Annotated in this window: 20 protein-coding genes; 10 read left to right on the forward strand and 10 right to left on the reverse strand. The window is 52.6% G+C overall.

Annotated elements, in window-relative coordinates; translation table 11 throughout:
• Position 1: 1 nt before the first annotated feature.
• The 7 genes from ftsQ to mutT all read left to right on the forward strand — a co-directional run bounded on the left by ftsQ (position 2) and on the right by mutT (position 8448).
• Entirely contained in the window at positions 2-835 is an 834-nt protein-coding gene (gene ftsQ, locus OGV94_RS20910; RefSeq protein ID WP_003018758.1) for a cell division protein FtsQ, read from the forward strand.
• Positions 832-2094, forward strand: a complete 1263-nt coding sequence (gene ftsA / locus OGV94_RS20915; protein ID WP_003018755.1) for a cell division protein FtsA — start codon at positions 832-834, stop codon at positions 2092-2094. The genes ftsQ and ftsA overlap by 4 nt, the downstream gene beginning before the upstream one ends.
• Before the next feature lie 62 nt (positions 2095-2156).
• Entirely contained in the window at positions 2157-3308 is a 1152-nt protein-coding gene (ftsZ, locus tag OGV94_RS20920; RefSeq protein ID WP_003018753.1) for a cell division protein FtsZ, read from the forward strand.
• Between the two features lie 100 nt (positions 3309-3408).
• Entirely contained in the window at positions 3409-4326 is a 918-nt protein-coding gene (gene lpxC, locus OGV94_RS20925) for a UDP-3-O-acyl-N-acetylglucosamine deacetylase (RefSeq protein WP_006686706.1), read from the forward strand.
• A 403-nt stretch (positions 4327-4729) separates the two neighbouring features.
• Positions 4730-5236, forward strand: coding sequence for a secA translation cis-regulator SecM (gene secM, locus OGV94_RS20930; RefSeq protein ID WP_047406191.1), 507 nt, complete (start codon positions 4730-4732; stop codon positions 5234-5236).
• A 60-nt stretch (positions 5237-5296) separates the two neighbouring features.
• Entirely contained in the window at positions 5297-8002 is a 2706-nt protein-coding gene (gene secA / locus OGV94_RS20935; RefSeq protein ID WP_043018428.1) for a preprotein translocase subunit SecA, read from the forward strand.
• 56 nt (positions 8003-8058) lie between these two features.
• A complete protein-coding gene (mutT, locus tag OGV94_RS20940; RefSeq protein ID WP_286524304.1) occupies positions 8059-8448 on the forward strand; it encodes an 8-oxo-dGTP diphosphatase MutT in 390 nt (129 codons plus the stop codon).
• Positions 8449-8536: 88 nt separating this feature from the next.
• Here mutT and yacG read toward each other — a convergent pair whose 3' ends face one another.
• The 3 genes from yacG to coaE are packed head-to-tail and all read right to left on the reverse strand — an operon-like array spanning position 8537 to position 10104.
• A complete protein-coding gene (gene yacG, locus OGV94_RS20945) occupies positions 8537-8731 on the reverse strand; it encodes a DNA gyrase inhibitor YacG (protein ID WP_043018430.1) in 195 nt (64 codons plus the stop codon).
• Positions 8732-8740: 9 nt separating this feature from the next.
• Positions 8741-9484, reverse strand: coding sequence for a cell division protein ZapD (zapD, locus tag OGV94_RS20950; RefSeq protein ID WP_043018431.1), 744 nt, complete (start codon positions 9482-9484; stop codon positions 8741-8743).
• Positions 9484-10104 (reverse strand): dephospho-CoA kinase, encoded by a 621-nt coding sequence (gene coaE / locus OGV94_RS20955; protein WP_043018432.1) that lies wholly within the window; start codon positions 10102-10104, stop codon positions 9484-9486. The genes zapD and coaE overlap by 1 nt, the downstream gene beginning before the upstream one ends.
• Before the next feature lie 225 nt (positions 10105-10329).
• Between coaE and OGV94_RS20960 the strand changes: the two genes are divergently transcribed.
• Positions 10330-11373 (forward strand): GMP reductase, encoded by a 1044-nt coding sequence (locus tag OGV94_RS20960; RefSeq protein WP_047406183.1) that lies wholly within the window; start codon positions 10330-10332, stop codon positions 11371-11373.
• 57 nt (positions 11374-11430) lie between these two features.
• Here the strand turns inward: OGV94_RS20960 and hofC are convergent, their stop codons facing one another.
• The 4 genes from hofC to nadC form a co-directional block, all read right to left on the reverse strand.
• Complete coding sequence (hofC, locus tag OGV94_RS20965; protein WP_286524309.1) at positions 11431-12633, reverse strand: protein transport protein HofC; 1203 nt, start codon at positions 12631-12633, stop codon at positions 11431-11433.
• Entirely contained in the window at positions 12623-14008 is a 1386-nt protein-coding gene (gene gspE / locus OGV94_RS20970) for a type II secretion system protein GspE (protein WP_087052180.1), read from the reverse strand. The genes hofC and gspE overlap by 11 nt, the downstream gene beginning before the upstream one ends.
• A gap of 9 nt (positions 14009-14017) precedes the next feature.
• Positions 14018-14455, reverse strand: a complete 438-nt coding sequence (ppdD, locus tag OGV94_RS20975) for a prepilin peptidase-dependent pilin (RefSeq protein WP_286524311.1) — start codon at positions 14453-14455, stop codon at positions 14018-14020.
• A 230-nt stretch (positions 14456-14685) separates the two neighbouring features.
• Positions 14686-15579, reverse strand: a complete 894-nt coding sequence (gene nadC, locus OGV94_RS20980; RefSeq protein ID WP_075146341.1) for a carboxylating nicotinate-nucleotide diphosphorylase — start codon at positions 15577-15579, stop codon at positions 14686-14688.
• 87 nt (positions 15580-15666) lie between these two features.
• Between nadC and ampD the strand changes: the two genes are divergently transcribed.
• Both ampD and ampE read left to right on the forward strand, forming a co-directional pair.
• Entirely contained in the window at positions 15667-16230 is a 564-nt protein-coding gene (ampD, locus tag OGV94_RS20985) for a 1,6-anhydro-N-acetylmuramyl-L-alanine amidase AmpD (RefSeq protein WP_286524313.1), read from the forward strand.
• On the forward strand, positions 16227-17081 hold the full coding sequence (ampE, locus tag OGV94_RS20990; protein ID WP_043018439.1) for a beta-lactamase regulator AmpE: 855 nt from the start codon (positions 16227-16229) through the stop codon (positions 17079-17081). Before ampD ends, ampE begins: the two co-directional genes overlap by 4 nt.
• Before the next feature lie 75 nt (positions 17082-17156).
• Here ampE and OGV94_RS20995 read toward each other — a convergent pair whose 3' ends face one another.
• From OGV94_RS20995 to aroP, 3 genes are all read right to left on the reverse strand, one after another.
• Positions 17157-18107, reverse strand: a complete 951-nt coding sequence (locus OGV94_RS20995; protein WP_047406165.1) for a glycoside hydrolase family 43 protein — start codon at positions 18105-18107, stop codon at positions 17157-17159.
• Positions 18107-19513, reverse strand: coding sequence for a glycoside-pentoside-hexuronide (GPH):cation symporter (locus OGV94_RS21000; protein WP_080625722.1), 1407 nt, complete (start codon positions 19511-19513; stop codon positions 18107-18109). Before OGV94_RS21000 ends, OGV94_RS20995 begins: the two co-directional genes overlap by 1 nt.
• 157 nt (positions 19514-19670) lie before the next feature.
• Entirely contained in the window at positions 19671-21044 is a 1374-nt protein-coding gene (gene aroP, locus OGV94_RS21005; RefSeq protein ID WP_008786209.1) for an aromatic amino acid transporter AroP, read from the reverse strand.
• Positions 21045-21172 lie beyond the last annotated feature (128 nt).

Below are 21172 nucleotides of genomic sequence, written 5' to 3' on the forward strand. Positions count from 1 at the left end.
TATGTCGCAGGCTGCGCTGAACACGCGAAACGGTGATGAAGAAGAAGTAAACTCCTCACGCCGCAATAATGGAACGCGTCTTGCAGGAATACTGTTCCTGCTGACAGTGCTGTGCACCGTGTTTGTCAGCGGCTGGGTAGTGTTGGGGTGGATGGAAGATGCGCAGCGTTTGCCATTGTCAAAACTGGTGTTAACCGGCGAACGGCATTACACGCGCAATGACGATATCCGTCAGTCCATCCTGGCGCTGGGTGCTCCGGGTACCTTTATGACTCAGGATGTGAACATCATCCAGAGCCAGATTGAACGTCTCCCCTGGATTAAACAGGCGAGCGTCAGAAAGCAATGGCCTGATGAATTGAAGATTCATCTGGTTGAATATGTGCCAATAGCGCGTTGGAATGACCAACACATGGTGGATGCAGAAGGAAATACGTTCAGCGTCCCAACCGGTCGGGCCAATAAGCAGGTATTACCTATGTTGTACGGACCGGAAGGCAGCGCAAGTGAAGTGTTGCAAGGGTTCCGTGATATGGGGCAGGTGCTGGCTAAGGATAGATTCACCCTGAAGGAAGCGGCGATGACCGCGCGTCGTTCCTGGCAGTTGACGCTGAATAACGATATTAAGCTCAATCTGGGCAGGGGCGATACGATAAAACGTTTGGCTCGCTTTGTGGAACTCTACCCGGTTTTACAGCAGCAGGCGCAAACCGATGGCAAACGGATTAGCTACGTTGATTTGCGTTATGACTCAGGAGCGGCAGTAGGCTGGGTTCCCTTGCCTCCTGAGGAATCTAATCAGCAACAGAATCAGGCACAGGCAGAACAACAATGATCAAGGCGACGGACAGAAAACTGGTAGTTGGACTGGAGATTGGCACCGCGAAGGTAGCCGCTTTAGTAGGGGAAGTTCTGCCCGACGGTATGGTCAATATCATTGGCGTGGGCAGTTGCCCATCGCGAGGTATGGATAAAGGCGGGGTGAATGACCTTGAGTCAGTGGTGAAGTGCGTACAACGCGCCATTGACCAGGCTGAACTGATGGCAGATTGCCAGATCTCCTCTGTGTATCTGGCGCTTTCCGGTAAGCATATTAGCTGTCAGAATGAAATTGGTATGGTGCCCATTTCCGAAGAGGAAGTGACGCAGGAAGATGTGGAGAACGTGGTACATACGGCAAAATCCGTACGCGTTCGCGATGAACATCGTGTTCTGCACGTTATTCCGCAGGAATACGCCATCGATTACCAGGAAGGTATCAAAAATCCGGTCGGTCTTTCCGGCGTGCGTATGCAGGCAAAAGTCCATCTTATTACCTGCCACAACGACATGGCGAAGAATATTGTCAAAGCCGTTGAACGTTGTGGCCTGAAAGTTGACCAACTGATTTTTGCCGGGTTGGCAGCCAGTTATTCCGTGTTGACGGAAGATGAACGTGAACTGGGTGTCTGCGTGGTGGATATTGGTGGTGGTACAATGGACATCGCCGTTTATACTGGCGGGGCGTTGCGCCACACTAAAGTGATCCCTTATGCAGGGAATGTCGTGACCAGCGATATCGCGTATGCCTTCGGTACGCCGCCGAGCGATGCAGAAGCTATCAAAGTGCGCCATGGTTGCGCGCTGGGTTCCATCGTCGGTAAAGACGAGAGCGTTGAAGTGCCAAGCGTGGGGGGGCGTCCACCGCGTAGCCTGCAACGTCAGACCCTGGCAGAGGTCATTGAGCCGCGTTATACCGAGCTGCTCAACCTGGTCAACGAAGAAATTTTGCAATTACAGGAACAGCTTCGCCAGCAGGGTGTGAAACATCATCTGGCGGCGGGGATTGTGTTAACCGGCGGTGCTGCGCAAATTGAAGGTCTTGCGGCCTGCGCACAGCGCGTGTTCCATACGCAAGTACGTATTGGCGCACCGCTGAATATTACCGGTCTGACGGATTATGCTCAGGAGCCGTATTATTCCACGGCGGTGGGGCTGCTTCACTACGGGAAAGAATCCCATTTGAGTGGTGAAGCTGAAGTTGAAAAACGCGTAACGGCATCAGTTGGCTCGTGGATCAAACGACTCAATAGCTGGCTGCGAAAAGAGTTTTAATTTTTAAAGAGACCAACGCACATTCACGGTCTCAGGCGACAGGCACAACGGAGAGAGAAACTATGTTTGAACCTATGGAACTTACCAATGACGCGGTGATTAAAGTCATCGGCGTCGGCGGCGGCGGCGGTAATGCCGTTGAACACATGGTGCGTGAGCGCATCGAAGGTGTTGAATTCTTCGCTGTGAATACCGACGCTCAGGCGTTGCGTAAAACGGCGGTTGGACAGACCATTCAGATTGGTAGCGGCATCACCAAAGGTCTGGGCGCGGGTGCAAACCCGGAAGTCGGTCGTAATGCGGCAGACGAAGATCGTGAAGCTCTGCGTGCAGCGCTTGACGGCGCAGACATGGTGTTCATCGCAGCTGGCATGGGTGGCGGTACCGGTACCGGTGCAGCGCCAGTGGTGGCTGAAGTAGCAAAAGATTTAGGTATCCTGACCGTTGCCGTCGTGACTAAGCCTTTCAACTTTGAAGGCAAGAAGCGTATGGCATTCGCAGAGCAGGGTATCACCGAGCTGTCCAAACATGTGGACTCTCTGATCACTATCCCGAACGACAAGCTGCTGAAAGTGCTGGGTCGCGGTATCTCCCTGCTGGATGCGTTTGGCGCAGCGAACGACGTGCTGAAAGGCGCGGTTCAGGGTATCGCTGAACTGATTACTCGTCCGGGTCTGATGAACGTCGACTTTGCAGACGTGCGCACCGTGATGTCCGAAATGGGCTACGCGATGATGGGCTCCGGCGTGGCAAGCGGTGAAGACCGTGCAGAAGAAGCGGCTGAAATGGCTATCTCTTCTCCGCTGCTGGAAGACATCGATCTGTCCGGCGCGCGTGGTGTGCTGGTCAACATTACTGCGGGCTTCGACCTGCGTCTGGATGAGTTTGAAACCGTGGGTAACACGATCCGTGCATTTGCATCGGATAACGCGACTGTGGTTATCGGTACCTCTCTGGATCCGGATATGAACGACGAACTGCGCGTGACCGTTGTGGCGACTGGAATTGGTATGGACAAGCGTCCTGAAATCACTCTGGTGACCAACAAGCAGGTACAGCAGCCGGTAATGGATCGTTACCAGCAGCACGGTATGGCGCCGTTGACGCAAGAGCAGAAACCGGTAGCGAAAGTGGTTAACGACAATACGCCGCAAACCACGAAAGAGCCGGATTATCTGGATATCCCAGCATTCCTGCGTAAGCAAGCTGATTAAGAATTAGCTGGAATTTGGGAATTGTGGCTCTTTGTGCTAAACTGGCCCACCGAATGTATAGTACACTTCGGTTGGATAGGTAATTTGGCGAGATTATACGATGATCAAACAAAGGACTCTTAAACGTATCGTTCAGGCGACTGGCGTCGGTTTACATACCGGCAAAAAAGTCACCCTGACATTACGCCCTGCGCCGGCCAACACCGGGGTCATCTATCGTCGCACCGACTTGAATCCTCCGGTAGATTTCCCGGCCGATGCCAAATCTGTGCGTGATACCATGCTCTGTACGTGTCTGGTCAATGAGCATGATGTGCGGATTTCAACCGTAGAGCACCTTAATGCTGCTCTGGCGGGCTTAGGTATCGATAACATCGTTATTGAAGTTAACGCCCCGGAAATCCCGATTATGGATGGCAGTGCCGCTCCGTTCGTTTATCTGCTGCTTGATGCAGGTATTGAAGAACTGAGCAGCGCCAAAAAATTTGTTCGCATCAAAGAGACCGTTCGTGTCGAAGATGGCGATAAGTGGGCTGAGTTTAAGCCATACAATGGTTTTACGTTGGATTTCACCATCGACTTTAACCATCCGGCAATCGACTCCAGCACGCAGCGCTACGCGATGAACTTCTCTGCGGATGCGTTCATGCGCCAGATCAGCCGCGCGCGTACTTTCGGCTTCATGCGTGATATCGAATATCTGCAGTCCCGCGGCCTGTGCCTGGGCGGCAGCTTCGATTGTGCCATCGTTGTTGACGATTATCGCGTATTGAACGAAGACGGCCTGCGTTTTGAAGACGAATTCGTTCGTCACAAAATGCTCGACGCGATTGGTGACTTGTTCATGTGTGGTCATAACATTATTGGTGCATTTACCGCGTATAAATCCGGTCATGCATTGAATAACAAACTGTTGCAGGCGGTCCTGGCAAAACAGGAAGCCTGGGAATATGTGACCTTCCAGGACGATGCAGAACTGCCACTGGCGTTCAAAGCACCTTCGACCGTACTGGCATAATAACTATACACAAAATCATTCAAGTTGCATCAAGGCGGCAACTGAACGAATCCGCAGGAGCGTACACTAGTACGTGACTGGGGTGAGAGAAAGCAGCCAACAAAGAGGCAGCTTGAAAGATGAAGTGTATACCTGTCGCATAAATTCGACTGGTTAATCTGGCACTCTCTCCGGCCAGGTGAGCCAGTCGTTTTTTTTATCTTCCGATTGCAAACCACCTTCTCTGAAGCGACTTTTCCCACAGGTAGATTAAAATACCGTTCGATCGCTGCTTTCTTAAGCATATTTACCCGCGACTTGCGTCATTACTGCTGTGGTGCGAACGCATTAATGGTAATATTTGTGCGCAAAAATGGTTTTGCATTTGTAACCCCAAACGCAGGGTATATCAGGTGGCAATAACGTGAGTGGAATACTGACGCGCTGGCGACAGTTAGGCAGACGGTACTTCTGGCCGCATCTCCTGTTGGGGATGGTCGCGGCTAGTTTTGGCCTGCCCGCGCTCGGTAATGCTGCTGAACCTAATACCCCTGCGAAGGCGACCGCCAGCAATCACGATCAAGGCGCTAAAGTTAACTTTAACCAGCTTGCTTTGCTGGAAGCGACCAATCGCCGCCCGAATTTTACCGTCGACTACTGGCATCAGCATGCTATTCGTACGGTTATTCGCCATCTTTCTTTTGCTATGGCCCCTCAGGCGCTACCCGTTGCCGAAGAGCCGTTGCCAATCCAGGCGCACCATCTTGCGTTACTGAATACGCTCAGCGCGATGCTGACGCAAGAAGGCAGACCGCCCGCGACCGTGAGTCGCGTGACATACGCCCATTTTACCTCTCAGGCCGCGTTTAGCGTTCCGGTCTGGATCAGTCAGCTGCAGGGAATCCGCGCTGGCCCTCAACGTCTCAGCTAAAAAAGAACCTTCCAACTTATAATTTTTGACTCCGCAATGCGGGGCGTTTGAGATTTTATTATGCTAATCAAATTATTAACAAAAGTATTCGGTAGCCGTAACGAGCGTACGCTGCGTCGTATGCGCAAAGTGGTCAATGTCATCAACGCAATGGAACCGGAGATGGAAAAACTCTCCGATGATGAGCTGAAAGCGAAGACCGCTGAATTCCGCGCCCGTCTGGAAAAAGGCGCCAGCGTTGAGAGCCTGATCCCGGAAGCATTTGCGGTGGTCCGCGAAGCGAGTAAGCGTGTGTTCGGCATGCGCCACTTCGACGTTCAGCTGCTGGGCGGTATGGTCCTGAACGATCGCTGCATCGCGGAAATGCGTACAGGTGAAGGTAAAACCCTGACCGCCACGCTGCCTGCCTACCTGAACGCATTAAGCGGGAAGGGCGTACACGTGGTTACCGTGAACGACTACCTGGCTCAGCGTGACGCCGAAAATAACCGCCCGCTGTTTGAATTCCTCGGCATGACCGTGGGTATCAACATGTCTGGCCTGCCTGCGCCAGCCAAGCGTGAAGCCTACAATGCCGATATTACTTACGGTACCAACAACGAATACGGCTTTGACTACCTGCGCGACAACATGGCGTTTAGCCCGGAAGAGCGCGTTCAGCGAAAACTGCACTATGCGCTGGTCGATGAAGTCGACTCCATCCTGATCGATGAAGCGCGTACACCGCTGATCATTTCCGGTCCGGCTGAAGACAGCTCGGAAATGTATAAAAAAGTGAACAAAATCATCCCGCACCTGATTCGTCAGGAGAAGGAAGATTCCGACACGTTCCAGGGTGAGGGCCACTTCTCCGTTGATGAGAAAGCGCGCCAGGTTAACCTGACTGAACGTGGTTTGGTGCTGATTGAAGAACTGTTGGTTAACGAAGGCATTATGGATGAAGGCGAGTCGCTGTACTCTCCGGGCAACATTATGCTGATGCACCACGTGACTGCCGCGCTGCGCGCACACGTACTGTTTACCCGCGACGTTGACTACATCGTGAAAGACGGTGAAGTGATCATCGTCGACGAACACACCGGTCGTACCATGCAGGGCCGTCGCTGGTCCGATGGTCTGCACCAGGCCGTTGAAGCCAAAGAAGGCGTAGATATCCAGAACGAGAACCAGACGCTGGCATCTATTACCTTCCAGAACTACTTCCGTTTGTACGAAAAACTGGCCGGTATGACTGGTACAGCAGACACTGAAGCCTTTGAATTCAGTTCCATCTACAAACTGGATACCGTGGTTGTGCCGACCAACCGTCCGATGATCCGTAAGGATTTACCGGATCTGGTGTACATGACCGAAGCGGAAAAAATTCAGGCGATCATTGAAGATATTAAAGAACGTACCGCAAATGGCCAGCCGGTGCTGGTGGGTACTATCTCCATTGAAAAATCGGAAGTGGTCTCTAACGAATTAACTAAAGCCGGTATCAAGCACAACGTCCTGAACGCTAAGTTCCACGCCAGCGAAGCGGATATCGTTGCTCAGGCGGGTTATCCGTCAGCCGTGACTATCGCGACGAACATGGCGGGTCGTGGTACCGATATCGTGCTGGGCGGTAGCTGGCAGGCGGAAGTTGCCGAGCTGGAAAACCCGACTCCGGAACAAATTGCGCAGATCAAAGCAGAGTGGCAGGTTCGCCATGATGCGGTGTTAGCCGCCGGTGGTTTACATATTATCGGTACTGAGCGCCACGAATCTCGTCGTATCGATAACCAGCTGCGTGGTCGTTCGGGTCGTCAGGGTGATGCGGGTTCTTCGCGTTTCTATCTGTCGATGGAAGATGCGCTGATGCGTATTTTTGCCTCTGACCGCGTGTCCGGCATGATGCGTAAACTGGGCATGAAGCCAGGTGAAGCGATTGAACACCCGTGGGTAACTAAAGCGATTGCTAACGCGCAACGTAAAGTGGAAAGCCGTAACTTCGACATTCGTAAGCAACTTCTGGAATATGATGACGTTGCCAACGACCAACGTCGCGCAATCTACACCCAGCGTAACGAACTGCTGGACGTAACTGACGTTAGCGAGACCATCAACAGCATCCGTGAAGATGTCTTCAAAGCGACGATTGATGCCTATATTCCGCCGCAGTCTCTGGAAGAAATGTGGGATATCCCGGGTCTGCAGGAACGTCTGAAAAACGACTTCGATCTGGACATGCCGATTTCAGAATGGCTGGATAAAGAACCTGAGCTGCATGAAGAAACGCTGCGTGAACGTATTCTGGCAAACGCTATCGAAGTTTATCAGCGTAAAGAAGAAGTTGTGGGCGCGGAGATGATGCGTCACTTCGAAAAAGGCGTGATGCTGCAAACTCTCGACTCTCTGTGGAAAGAGCACCTTGCGGCGATGGACTACCTGCGTCAGGGTATTCACCTGCGTGGTTATGCGCAAAAAGATCCGAAGCAGGAATACAAGCGTGAATCCTTCTCTATGTTTGCATCAATGCTGGAATCACTGAAGTACGAAGTGATCAGCACCCTGAGCAAAGTTCAGGTACGTATGCCTGAAGAAGTAGAAGCGATGGAGCAGCAGCGTCGTGAAGAAGCTGAACGTTTAGCGCAGATGCAGCAGTTGAGCCATAAAGGTGACGATTCTGCCGCGGCAGAAGAGCTGGCAGCACAAACCGGCGATCGTAAAGTGGGTCGTAACGATCCGTGTCCTTGCGGTTCTGGCAAAAAGTACAAACAGTGCCATGGCCGTCTGAGCTAATAAAATAACTTACTGAAAAGGCGCAGAATTCTGCGCCTTTTTTATGGACGATGAAGATGAAAATATTGCAGATCGCCGTCGGGATTATTCGTAATCAGCACCATGAAATTTTCATAACTCAGCGTGCGGCTGATGCCCACTTGGCAAATAAGCTGGAGTTTCCCGGCGGAAAAATTGAAGCGGGTGAAACGCCAGAGCAGGCGCTGATTCGCGAGTTACAGGAAGAAGTGGGCATTACGCCGACCCATAGCTCGCTGTTCGAAAAGCTGGATTATCAGTTTCCGGACCGGCATATCACTCTGTGGTTCTGGCTGGTTGAAAGCTGGGAAGGCGAACCATGGGGAAAAGAGGGGCAACCAGCGCAGTGGATTGCGCAAGCTGCTCTAAATGCGGAAGATTTTCCGCCGGCGAATGCGCCGGTCATTGAAAAGCTGATTGCTGGCTAATGGTGTTCGTAGGCCGGATAAGGCAACGCCGCATCCGGTAAATTATTAACGGGGCGCAATGCTTGCCCGGCCTACCGTTTTAGCGCAATTACTTCTGCTCTTCACTCCAGTCATCGCTTTCCGACAGATCGCCAGAGCTTGGGATGCGTTTCTCTTCCGCGGCCCACTCACCCAGATCGATTAACTGGCAGCGTTTGCTGCAGAATGGGCGATACGGACTGACTTCAGCCCATATCACGGGTTTGCCACAGGTTGGGCAGTTGACGATAGTTTGTTCAGACATGTTGACTCCTTAACAGCACGCCAGATCAAAATCGAGACGCTCAGGCACCTGGCCATTTTCGCTATCCAGCGGCATAAAGCGAATGGCAAAACGGCTCTTATGACCAGAAATTTGCGGATAAAGCTGCGAATCAAGCGGCAGCTGCAAGCGCAGCAGATCGGCATCTTCGCCGTTGTCCTGGTAAAAACCATTCAGGCTGGTTTGCTTACGGAACGGCGCAGAGTTGCGAATCAAATCCAGCACCAGTGCTAGCGCCTGATTGAGCGGATTCAGGCTGGCAAGCCAGGCTTCAACCTGCGCGTCGCGTTGCGGCTGTGGTAAATGCAACCAAATATGCAGGGTTGGCAAATCGAAACTACAGCACCCGCCAGGAATGCTTAAACGCTGACGCACGAGGCCAATCAGACGATCTTCGCGTAGTGTCTGTCCAATACGCGGGGCCGAAATCAGAACGCTGCCCGCGCTTTTTAACTGCTGGCGCAATGCGTCGATCCTGCTTTGATCGACGCCGGGAACTTCAACCCAGGCCTGGAGTTTTCGCTGTTGTCGCTCTAACTCTTTGAGGAGTTCGGTGCGGACTTCACCGCGTTCAAATACATCCAGTAAATCGCCGATATTACGGAAAAAATGCAGTGCGCCTGCATGGTCTGTAATAGGTAAATTAACGGAGAGCTGTTGGATTAAAAACTCAATGCGCAGCCATGTACGCATCTTCTCATTGAGAGGGTGTTCAAAAAGGACCTGGGTGTGCATTACGGTTTTTCCTGTGAGACAAACTGCAACGCGCATTGCAAATAGAGCGCGTGCAGGCGGGCGACATCCGAGGCGATGGCTTCCGGTGCGCCATTATTATCAATAACATCGTCTGCCACGGCCAGACGCGCTTCACGCGTTGCCTGGGCAGCAAGAATTTGTTCAACATGCTCACGCGTGACGTCATCGCGCTGCATCGTGCGTCTGAGCTGTGTCTCGGGGGTAACATCCACCACGAGTACACGGTTGGCTTTTTTATACAGCGAATTTTCTACCAGCAACGGTACAACCCACAACAGATAAGGGGAGGTCGCTTGCTGAAACTGGCGCTGCGTTTCCTGCTGAATAAGCGGATGAAGCAGGGCATTTAGCCAGCTTTTCTCCTCAGGATTGGAAAAAATACGTTCGCGTAAAATGCGCCGCTGCAACGATCCGTCCGCGGCTATAACCTCGGAACCAAAATGTTCTTCGATCGCCTTAAGGGCAGGTGTACCGGGTTCAACCACCTGGCGCGCAATAATATCTGCATCAATGACGTTTATTCCGAGGTCAGCGAACGCATTTGCAACGGTACTTTTACCACTGCCAATGCCGCCGGTTAAGGCTACCGTATACCTCATAGATGCAGATCCTGGAGTTTGAGTTTGATTATCAAACAGTTAAAAGTTAAGCGTGCGAAGGCGAGGCTGTTGCAGGATTAACCTACTATTCGCCAGGTAAATTTATGGGATTGTAGCGTAAAAAAAGAGAATTTCGCAGTCTTGCGCGGCATTGATTAGTGCGTATGATAGCGTCACTGGAGTTGTGAGTTTCGATTTTTCGCCATTAACCCCAGGAATCCGCACATGCGTATCGAAGAAGATCTGAAGTTAGGTTTCAAAGACGTTCTTATCCGCCCTAAGCGTTCTACTCTCAAAAGCCGTTCCGATGTTGAGTTGGAGCGTCAATTTACCTTTAAGCATTCAGGTCAGACCTGGTCCGGCGTCCCCATTATTGCGGCGAACATGGACACTGTCGGGACGTTTGCCATGGCAACGGCACTGGCATCCTTCGACATCCTGACCGCTGTGCACAAACACTATTCTGTTGAAGACTGGGCTGCCTTTATCGCGCAGAGTTCTGCCGATGTGCTCAAACACGTGATGGTTTCAACCGGTACCTCTGACGCAGATTTCGAAAAAACCAAACAGATTCTGGCGCTTAACCCAGCGCTGAACTTTATCTGCATTGACGTGGCAAATGGCTACTCAGAGCATTTTGTTCAGTTTGTGTCGAAAGCGCGTGAAGCATGGCCGACAAAAACAATTTGTGCGGGCAATGTGGTCACCGGTGAAATGTGTGAAGAGCTGGTACTTTCCGGCGCGGACATTGTTAAAGTCGGCATCGGCCCGGGTTCTGTATGTACCACGCGTGTAAAAACCGGCGTTGGCTATCCACAGCTTTCGGCGGTTATTGAATGTGCCGATGCAGCCCACGGTCTGGGCGGCATGATTGTCAGCGACGGCGGCTGCACAATGCCGGGTGACGTGGCAAAAGCGTTTGGCGGCGGCGCGGACTTCGTGATGCTCGGCGGCATGCTGGCCGGTCATGAAGAAAGCGGCGGCAAAATTGTCGAAGAGAACGGTGAGAAATTCATGCTGTTCTACGGAATGAGCTCTGAATCAGCCATGACGCGTCACGTTGGTGGTGTTGCGCAATACCGTGCAGCGGAAGGTAAAACCGTTAAGCTGCCTCTGCGTGGCCCGGTTGATAATACCGCGCGTGATATCCTCGGCGGCCTGCGTTCTGCCTGTACCTATGTTGGTGCTTCTCGTCTGAAAGAACTGACCAAACGTACAACGTTTATTCGCGTACAGGAACAAGAAAACCGCGTTTTCAATAGCCTGTAAAAACAGGTCGTTCTGTGAAATGCCTGATGGCGTTACGCCGCCATCAGGCATTTGAATCTATCCCACCCCGCTCATCGCATCTCCCAAATGGAAAATCGGTAAATACATCGCGACGACCAGCGTACCGATGATAAGCCCCGTAATGACCAGCAACGCAGGCTCAAGCAGCGCGGCCAGATTCTCCGCCTGAGACAACGTTTTCTCGCCGTGGTGATGTGCGAGATTGCGCAGCATGGCATCCAGTGAGCCGGAAGCTTCACCTGTTCTGACCAGTTGTATACACAATGGGCTGAATTCACCGCAATTTTTAAGCGCTAACCAGACCGGTTTTCCGGCGCTGATGTCGTGGTGTGCCCGCGCTAAGCGCTGTGACCAGAAAGGGTTGTCCAGCGTTTCAGTCACGCTCTCAAGACCCTGCAAAAAGGGAATTCCTGCATTTTGCGTTAACGCCAGCACGGTGAAGATCTGCGTGAGTTTTTGGCCTCTCACCATCGGCCCTATAACCGGCAGACCGAGCAGTAATGTCTGGCGCAGAATAAGCCAGTACGGTTTCTGCTTTATCAAATAATATACAGCAACCGCGACCAGGCTGAATGCTCCGATCAGCCCTCCCCATTGGCCGCTAAAGTGCGCGATGGCAATAATCCACTGAGTGAGTGCTGGTAGCGGAGTGTTAAACGTCCGGTAAATGGCGGCAAACTCAGGGAGTACAAATTGCAGCATCGCAAACACGACCATTACCGCCATCGTGATAATGATAATCGGATAGCGCAGGGCTTTTTTTACTTTATCGGCAAGTTGCTGTTGATTCTTCTGCTGACGGGCGAGTTCAAAACAGCAGTCGTCCAGCTTCCCCGTAAGCTCTCCGGTGCGGATCATTGCCTGATAAAGAGGCGGAAAAACGTGGCGCCATTGCGACAGAGAGGTGGAGAGAGAAATGCCCTGCTCCATATCGTGAGCCAGCGTGCGCAGTAGCGCCTGCCACTGACGGCTGGGATGCTGTTCAGCCAGCAGGGTTAGGCCTGTCGAGAGCGTTAACCCGGCTTTTAGTAATGTTGCCAGTTGGTGTATGGTTTCGGCGCTTCGTTCACGGCTCCAGTGTGAGGTTTTGACGCGCATACGGTTTATACGTAGCGGTGTAATACGCTGTTGCTCGAGAGCAAGCATTAATGAGGGGCGGGTATCGGCCCACAATACACCTTCCAGCGGTTGACCTTCGTTGTTAATGCCTTGCCAGCGCCAAAGCTGTTTAGCTGACATGAGGCATGCCCAGTACGCGTATCAGCTCTTCAAATGTCGTTAGCCCTTGTTCGACTGCCTGGCAACCAGTTTCGAAAAGCGTACTCATCCCCAATTGCTTTGCATCTGACTCCACTTCTTCTGCGGACGTACCGTTGGCGATGCTCTGGCGCAATGCCGGCGTAACGGGGAGTACTTCAAACAATGCCGTACGACCATAAAATCCTTGATAGCAATGTTCACAGCCAGTGGCCTGCCAATGTGGCAGTGGCGCAGGCCATATCGCTTCCGGGAGCGCGATCGGCGTTTCCAGTCGTTGTCGGCAATGGGGACACAATTTTCTCACCAACCGCTGCGCAATGACGAGCGTCAGCGCGGAGGCGATCATCCAGCGTGCGACCCCCATTTGCTGCAGGCGTATCAGCGTTTCAGTGGTGGAGTTAGTGTGCAGTGTTGATAGAACCAAATGACCGGTTTGTGCGGCTTTTAGGGCTATTTCAGCCGTTTCGCCATCGCGGATTTCACCCACCATGATAATGTCGGGATCCTGGCGCAGCAGCGCGCGTAATACGCCCTGAAAAGTGAGACCGGCGCGAGGATGAATTTGCGTCTGGTTAAGACCTGCGATCGGGATTTCTACCGGATCTTCTACGCTACAAAGATTCATATCCGGGGTGTTTCGGGTTTGCAGCGCACTGTACAGCGTGACTGTTTTACCGCTCCCGGTCGGTCCGGTGACCAGAATCAACCCCTGAGGCTGCTGTAACGCGTGCGAAAATGCGCCCAGTTGCGCGTCCTGCATTCCTAGCGCGGCGATCTCCAGCGTTTGATCGACCTGATGCAGTAGCCGCAGCACTACTTTTTCGCCATAGCGACAGGGCAGGGTGGCGATGCGAAACGAGACCGGCTCTCCAGAAATCTCAACGGTAAATTGTCCGTCTTGCGCAAGTCTGTGCTCGGCAATATCCAGACTGCCTAAAACTTTTAGTCTTGCAGTGATAGCGATGCCCATCTCAGTTGTGACTTCCGGTAAAGCATGCAGTACGCCATCTACACGTAATCTGATTCGGTAGTGATTTTCCGCTGGCTCAATATGAATATCAGAAGCCCGTTGCACCAGAGCAGAATGAAACGTCTGATTCAGCAGGTCTGCTGCGCTGGCGCTGCTTTTGGTGACTACAGCCGGGAGCATGTTCCGCGGCGTATGCGTGTGGCCTTCCATTTGCTGACGCGTCCAGCAGACAATGTCTATACGTCGGGTGGTGGCAAAATGCAGCGCGTCCAGAAGTTCGTGGGACGGGGCATCCACGACGGCGATGTGCACCACTTCATTGTCTGCATCCAGTAATATTCCCTGATAACGTTGGCACAGTGCCGTAAGTTGGGTGGTATTCATCTCTTTTCCTTAATTGGTGTCGAAACGGAAAACGTCTTCACAGGCTTGTTGCAGTGCGCTGTCATTCTGGATGACGCAGTTACGACTCCAGCCAGTAATGCCGTTGGCATTGTCCCAACCTGGCGTCATGGTGATGGTTAGTCCGTTCAGACTTTCTTGTCCGCTGAGGCTGACCACCCCTTTTTCAACGCTCATGGCGGAGACATAACGGGTAGTGGCTGGAGAAGGGATGCCATTCGTTCCGGCATCGCAGGTTGCTGTTCCGCCATGCTCAAGCGCACAAAGCTCAACCGCCGTGCGATAGGGAACAAAGGTTTGCAGCATGTCTGTCAGCGCAGCTTTGCGCAGATAGTTTTGATAGGCCGGAATGCCGATGGCGCTAAGGATGGCAATAATGCCAATGACCACCATGAGTTCGATAAGCGTGAAGCCGTGTTGCTTGTCCATCGTTCGCTCCTTGAGTTAGCTGGCGCTACTTTGGCAAACGGTCGGGGTCACGGCGAGAGGCAAAAAACAGAATGGGAAGGCGGGTTCCGAGGATCTTTACGAGATTACAGAATCAAACAACGTATTTGCGAAGAGGCTCGAAGAAACTGCCGAATAGCGGCGAAAACGCCTTCTCCGGCATGCAGAATGGCCCGATAAGCGAAATCACTACCGGGCTAAACCATCAGTATTTAGCGAAAACGCATCGAGAGATCGAGTGCGCGAACATGCTTGGTCAGTGCGCCAACAGAGATGAAATCCACGCCGGTTTCGGCAAATTCGCGCAGCGTTTCATAGGTGACGTTACCCGACACTTCCAGACGCGCCTGGCCGTTGGTGCGTTTGACCGCTTCACGCATTTGGTCAGTTTCGAAATTATCGAGCATGATGATGTCGGCCCCGGCTTTCAGCGCGTCATCAAGTTCATCCAGGCTTTCCACTTCGACTTCAACCGGCACATCCGGGTGCAGCCAGAAGGCTTTTTCAACGGCCTGACGTACTGAGCCAGAAGCAATAATATGGTTTTCTTTAATCAGGAAAGCGTCAGAAAGCCCCAGGCGATGATTCGCGCCGCCGCCGCACAATACGGCGTATTTCAGGGCGGTGCGCAGCCCAGGCAGGGTTTTACGCGTGTCCAGCAACTGGGTTTTTGTTCCCGCCAGCAGGTCGACGTATTTACGCACTTCGCTCGCCACACCTGAAAGGGTCTGCACAAAATTAAGCGCGGTACGTTCGCCGGTCAGCAGCACGCGGGAAGGGCCGTCTAGTTCAAACAGCGGCTGATTGGCCTTGATGCTGTCGCCATCTTCAACATGCCAGGTGATGTTGACATCATCGCCAGCCAGTTGAATAAAGACTTCCTCCACCCAGCGTTTCCCACAAAAAACGCCATCTTCGCGGGTGATCACGGTGGCGTGGGAGCGCATATCTTCGGGCAAAAGCTGTGCGGTGATATCGTTATTGGCATCAACTTCTCCGCCTAAATCTTCACGCAGCGCCTGAGCTACAGCGGCAGGGATATCCAGATTTATGCGTTCCAACAGCGCGTCACGTCGGTAGTCAGGGTTATAGCGGCGAGGCGGCATGATAAAACTCCAAATTGCTAACGAATCATAAGGTGGAAACATGCTACCCTGAACCTGATATGAGCACCACCAATAAGGAGATTCTGCATGTTGTTAGACGAGGGCTGGCTGGCAGAGGCGCGACGCGTACCCTCTCCTCATTACGATTGCCGCCCGGATAACGAAAACCCTTCTCTGCTGGTGGTGCATAATATCAGCCTGCCGCCCGGCGAGTTCGGCGGACCGTGGATTGATGCGCTGTTTACCGGCACGATTGATCCTAATGCCCATCCTTATTTTGCCGGGATCGCCCATCTGCGCGTTTCGGCCCATTGTTTAATTCGCCGTGATGGTGAAATCGTGCAGTATGTCCCCTTTGATAAACGCGCCTGGCATGCTGGCGTGTCGAACTATCAAGGGCGCGAACGCTGTAATGATTTTTCAATTGGTATTGAGCTGGAAGGGACGGATACGCTGGCCTATACCGACGTGCAGTACCAGCAACTGGCAACCGTGACCAATGCCCTGATTACGCGTTATCCGGCTATTGCTAACAATATGACAGGACATTGCAATATTGCGCCCGAGCGTAAGACCGATCCCGGACCCTCTTTTGACTGGGCAAGGTTTCGCGCCCTGGTCACCCCCTCGTCGCAAAAGGAGATGACATGACGCTGTTTACAACATTACTGGTGTTGATTGTTGAACGCCTGTTTAAGCTGGGTGAACACTGGCAGCTTGATCACCGGGTTGAAGCATTTTTCCGCCGGGTGAAGCATTTCTCAATGATGCGTACCGTAGGCATGGCCCTGATTGCGATGGGGGTGACGTTTCTGCTGCTGCGCGCACTTCATGGGCTGCTGTTTAACGTGCCCTTGCTGGTGGTGTGGATCTTAATTGGCTTGCTGTGTATTGGGGCTGGCAAAACGCGTCTTCATTATCATGCCTATCTGAACGCGGCGGCTCGCGATGACGCTCACGCCCGTGAGGCGATGGCCAGCGAGCTGACGCTTATCCATGGTGTTCCGCCGGACTGTGATGAGCGTGAGTTCCTGCGCGAACTGCAGAACGCGCTGTTATGGAACAACTTTCGCTTTTATCTGGCGCCGTTATTCTGGCTGATTGTCGGTGGCCCGTGGGGACCGGTAACGCTGGTGGGTTACGCCTTTTTACGTGCCTGGCAGTCCTGGCTGGCGCGCTATCAGACCCCGCACCAGCGTTTGCAATCGGGTATTGATGCGATCCTGCATGTGCTGGACTGGATCCCGGTGCGTCTGGCGGGCGTGGTCTATGCGCTGTTAGGACACGGCGAGAAGGCGTTGCCAGCCTGGTTTGCATCGCTTGCCGATCTACATACTTCGCAGTACCAGGTACTTACGCGCCTGGCGCAGTTTTCTTTGGCGCGCGAACCCCATACCGATAAAGTCGAAACGCCAAAAGCGGCTGTTTCAATGGCGAAGAAGACTTCGTTTGTGGTGGTGGTGGTCATTGCGCTGCTGACAATTTATGGAACACTGATCTAGCGATTGTTGCCGGATAGCGGCATAACCGCCTTATCCGGCCTGGCGCATATGTAGGCCGGATAACGGCGCAATGACTCAATACGTATCCGCTGGCGGCACGCCAAAATCAGGCATCCCGTTTTCGTCCCAGCGCACGAGCTTCAGGCGAGTGTGGCGGTTTGGATCGTACAACGGATCGCCTTCAATTTCGGTGTAATTTCTCGCGTGGTACACCAGCACATCCTCACCTTCCGGCGTTTGCGTAAAGCTGTTGTGTCCCGGTCCGTACTGGCGGTTTTCGTAGCTGGTGGAAAAGACCGGGCGTGGTGATTTGTGCCAGTTCTGCGGGTTGAGCGGATCGGCGTTGAGGTCAATCCACAATAATCCCATACAGTAGTTCTCATCGGTGGCGCTGGCCGAATAGCTGATAAACAGCTTGTCGCCGTGAACCATGACAGCCGGACCTTCGTTGACCCAAAAACCCCGGCATTCCCAGTCATACTCTGGATGGCTGAGCATGACCGGATCGCCTTTAATCGTCCATGGATTTTCCAGCTCAGCGAGATAGATATTGGAGTTGCCGGCGATATCGGGAGATTTTTGCGCCCACAGATACCACTGTTTTCCCTGGTGATGAAAGGTGGTGGCATCAAGCGCAAAGGTATCAAACTGTGTCTTAATCTGGCCTTTCTCTGTCCACTTGCCTGCCAGCGGATCGGTGTCCGCACATTCGAGCGCAAACATACGGTGCTGGAACATCCCCAGCTTGTCGAGCACCTGTGTGTGGGTGGCGGCAAAATAGATGTACCATTTACCAGCCAGATGATGGATCTCAGGCGCCCAGATGAGTTGGCTCATGGGGCCGCTTTCTGGTTTGCGCCAGACGACAACCGGGACGGCGGTGCGCAGCCCTTCCAGCGTGTCAGCGCGACGGAGCTCCAGTCGATCGTATTCGGGCACTGAAGCAATGAAATAGTAGTGGCTACCGTCACGTAAAATAAACGGGTCGGCACGTTGTTCAATAAAGGGATTAGGCCACTGATTCATTAGGCTTTCCTTACGGTTTCAGTCGTTTTTATATCGTGGTATTCATTCAGTTCACGGTAGTTGGCGCGACGCTTTTCTAAATCTGCCTGGATTTGCTGCATAAACTCGCGATCAACTTTCAGCAGACGAACCACGCCTGCGGTAATCAGGTAGCCTACGCCAGGTATGATGGTAAACAGCAGCATAATACCGTTAATGGCGGAGTCGCTTTGCGCTTTCGCCCCTGCGTCGTAGCCGTACCAGGAGAGCAGGAAGCCAACCATCGCTCCGGCAATCGCCAGGCCCAGTTTCAGGAAGAACAGGTTGCCGGAAAAGCTGATTCCGGTGATGCGTTTACCGGTTTTCCACTCGCCGTAGTCATCGACATCCGCCATCAGCGACCAGTGCAGTGGGGAAGGGATCTGATGCAGAATGTTGAGCAGGAAGTAGAGCACCATAATCATCATGGTGGCTTTTGGATCGAAGAAGTAAAACGCGCCGGAGAAAATCGCCAGGATGATATTGGTCCAGAAGAAGACTTTCAGTTTGCACCAGCGATCGGTTAACACCTTTGCCAGCATGCTGCCGATCATCATGCCGACAACGCCAAGGCTGATAAACAACGTGGCAAACTGCGTGCTTTGCTGCATAACCCAGGTCACGTAGTACATAGTGGCGGCCATGCGAATAAAGCCCGGACAGACGTTGCACAGGGTTAACAGCAGAATTTTTACCCACTGATCGTTCTTCCACACGTCCTTCAGGTCTGCTTTTAAGTCGTCGTTAGTCGGGACCGCAGGACGGACGCGCTCACGCACAGTTGCAAAGCAAAACAGGAACATACACATACCGATGAAGGCAAGGACCGCCATCGCCATCTGATAGCCTTTGGCTTTGTCTTCCCCACCAAACCAGTCCGCCATGGGCAACAGGGTGAGCGAGAGTAACAAGGTTGCTATCCCGACCAATACAAAGCGATATGACTGGCAAGCGACGCGTTCCTTTGGATCGTTGGTGATGACGCTGCCGAGCGAGCAGTAAGGAATGTTGATTGCCGTATAGGTGATAGAGAGCAGGAAGTAAGTGACGAACGCATAGATAACTTTGCTGTTATATGTCCACTCAGGGGTGGTAAACATAAGTACGCTGAATAATGCGTAAGGGAAAGCCATCCACAAAAGCCATGGACGAAATCGACCATATTTGCTGCGGGTGCGGTCGGCCATCGCGCCCATTATAGGGTCAGTAACGGCATCGATAACGCGTACTGAGAGCAGTAATACGCCGACCAGGGCAGGCGCCAGACCAAAAATATCTGTATAAAAATAGTTAACAAACAACATGATGGCGCCAAATATGATGTTGCATCCGGCGTCGCCCATTCCATAGCCGATCTTTTCTTTCACCGTGAGCTTACTGGTTTCCATCAACTGCACTCCATTAATGAGATATGGAGAGAATTATTGTCTGGTACCGTTGTTTTTGCGTTGCAGGATAACGCCGCTGATATGGACTAAACAGTCGTGAGTGGGAAAGTGTGAGGCAGGTAACAACCCCCACCCGATGCAGGTGGGGGAGGGAGAATTAATGCGCTTTAACCGCGCCAGCGGTTTTCTGCTTGCACAGGTAGCCGATGCCAAGAATGGCAATCCATACCGGAATTAAGTATACCGAAATCGCCATACCCGGCGTCATCAGCATAATCACCAACACCGCAGCCATGAAAATCAGGCACACCCAGTTACCCAGCGGATAAAGCAGCGCCGGGAAGCGTGTGGTAACGCCTTGCTGCTGTTTGGCTTTGCGGAACTTCATGTGCGCCAGGCTGATCATTGCCCAGTTGATCACCAGTGCGGAAACCACCAGCGCCATCAGCAGGCCAAAGGCGGATTCCGGCGCCAGATAGTTGATCAGTACGCACAGCGCCGTAACCAGTGCGGAGACCAGAATGGTGTTTACTGGTACGCCGCGTTTGTCGACGTTCATCAGCGCTTTTGGCGCATTGCCTTGCTGTGCCAGACCGAACAGCATACGGCTGTTGCAGTATACGCAGCTGTTATAGACAGAAAGGGCGGCGGTCAACACTACGATGTTCAGGGCATTAGCAACAAAGGTGTCGCCCAGCTCGTGGAAAATAAGGACAAACGGGCTGGTATCAGCCGTGACGCGCGTCCACGGCATCAGAGAAAGCAGAACCGCCAGCGAACCTACATAGAAAATCAGGATACGGTAGATAACCTGGTTGGTTGCTTTGGGAATGCTTTGCTCCGGGTTATCGGCTTCTGCCGCGGTGATCCCGACCAGCTCCAGCCCACCGAAAGAGAACATAATAATAGCCATCATCATCACCAGACCGGTGAATCCATGCGGTAGGAAGCCCCCCTGGTCCCACAGGTTACTGACGCTGGCCTGCGGACCGCCGTTGCCGCTAAACAGCAACCAGCCGCCAAACAGGATCATCGCAACCACGGCAATGACTTTAATAATGGCAAACCAGAACTCCATTTCGCCAAACACTTTCACGTTGGTCAGGTTGATGGCGTTGATCAGCACGAAGAAGGCCGCCGCAGAAACCCAGGTTGGGATCTCTGGATACCAGAATTGGATATATTTACCCACGGCTGTCAGTTCAGCCATGGCAACCAGCACGTACAGTACCCAATAGTTCCAGCCAGAAGAGAAGCCTGCGAAACCGCCCCAGTATTTATAAGCAAAGTGGCTAAAGGAGCCTGCAACCGGCTCTTCAACCACCATTTCACCTAACTGACGCATAATCAAAAAGGCGATAAAGCCGGCAATAGCGTAACCCAGAATAATACCCGGTCCTGCAGACTGGATAACGGATGCGCTACCGAGGAATAACCCGGTACCAATCGCGCCACCCAGTGCGATTAGCTGTATATGGCGGTTCTTAAGACCGCGCTTGAGCTGATCGCCATGCTGTTGACTTTCCATCATTAAACCTCGTGTGTGGTTTTACTCTTCATATTTCGAGTACTTATTTTTTGAACTACGCAGTAATGCGTGTGTAAGTTTGCAATTCCGTTTGTTGTATTAATTAGTTTACAGATGCTTTAGATAAAATG

This window comes from Citrobacter sp. Ce006, assembly GCF_030336535.1.
GTDB lineage: Bacteria > Pseudomonadota > Gammaproteobacteria > Enterobacterales > Enterobacteriaceae > Citrobacter > Citrobacter europaeus.

Excerpts from the sequence above, each read along its gene's own strand:
- yacG (WP_043018430.1), bottom strand. The coding sequence starts at position 8,731 with ATGTCTGAACAAACTATCGTCAACTGCCCAACCTGTGGCAAACCCGTG.
- secA (WP_043018428.1), top strand. The coding sequence starts at position 5,297 with ATGCTAATCAAATTATTAACAAAAGTATTCGGTAGCCGTAACGAGCGT.
- ftsZ (WP_003018753.1), top strand. The coding sequence starts at position 2,157 with ATGTTTGAACCTATGGAACTTACCAATGACGCGGTGATTAAAGTCATC.
- aroP (WP_008786209.1), bottom strand. The coding sequence starts at position 21,044 with ATGATGGAAAGTCAACAGCATGGCGATCAGCTCAAGCGCGGTCTTAAG.
- OGV94_RS20960 (WP_047406183.1), top strand. The coding sequence starts at position 10,330 with ATGCGTATCGAAGAAGATCTGAAGTTAGGTTTCAAAGACGTTCTTATC.
- zapD (WP_043018431.1), bottom strand. The coding sequence starts at position 9,484 with ATGCACACCCAGGTCCTTTTTGAACACCCTCTCAATGAGAAGATGCGT.
- lpxC (WP_006686706.1), top strand. The coding sequence starts at position 3,409 with ATGATCAAACAAAGGACTCTTAAACGTATCGTTCAGGCGACTGGCGTC.
- hofC (WP_286524309.1), bottom strand. The coding sequence starts at position 12,633 with ATGTCAGCTAAACAGCTTTGGCGCTGGCAAGGCATTAACAACGAAGGT.
- mutT (WP_286524304.1), top strand. The coding sequence starts at position 8,059 with ATGAAAATATTGCAGATCGCCGTCGGGATTATTCGTAATCAGCACCAT.
- ampD (WP_286524313.1), top strand. The coding sequence starts at position 15,667 with ATGTTGTTAGACGAGGGCTGGCTGGCAGAGGCGCGACGCGTACCCTCT.
- ampE (WP_043018439.1), top strand. The coding sequence starts at position 16,227 with ATGACGCTGTTTACAACATTACTGGTGTTGATTGTTGAACGCCTGTTT.
- gspE (WP_087052180.1), bottom strand. The coding sequence starts at position 14,008 with ATGAATACCACCCAACTTACGGCACTGTGCCAACGTTATCAGGGAATA.
- ftsQ (WP_003018758.1), top strand. The coding sequence starts at position 2 with ATGTCGCAGGCTGCGCTGAACACGCGAAACGGTGATGAAGAAGAAGTA.
- OGV94_RS21000 (WP_080625722.1), bottom strand. The coding sequence starts at position 19,513 with ATGGAAACCAGTAAGCTCACGGTGAAAGAAAAGATCGGCTATGGAATG.
- nadC (WP_075146341.1), bottom strand. The coding sequence starts at position 15,579 with ATGCCGCCTCGCCGCTATAACCCTGACTACCGACGTGACGCGCTGTTG.
- OGV94_RS20995 (WP_047406165.1), bottom strand. The coding sequence starts at position 18,107 with ATGAATCAGTGGCCTAATCCCTTTATTGAACAACGTGCCGACCCGTTT.
- ppdD (WP_286524311.1), bottom strand. The coding sequence starts at position 14,455 with ATGGACAAGCAACACGGCTTCACGCTTATCGAACTCATGGTGGTCATT.
- coaE (WP_043018432.1), bottom strand. The coding sequence starts at position 10,104 with ATGAGGTATACGGTAGCCTTAACCGGCGGCATTGGCAGTGGTAAAAGT.
- ftsA (WP_003018755.1), top strand. The coding sequence starts at position 832 with ATGATCAAGGCGACGGACAGAAAACTGGTAGTTGGACTGGAGATTGGC.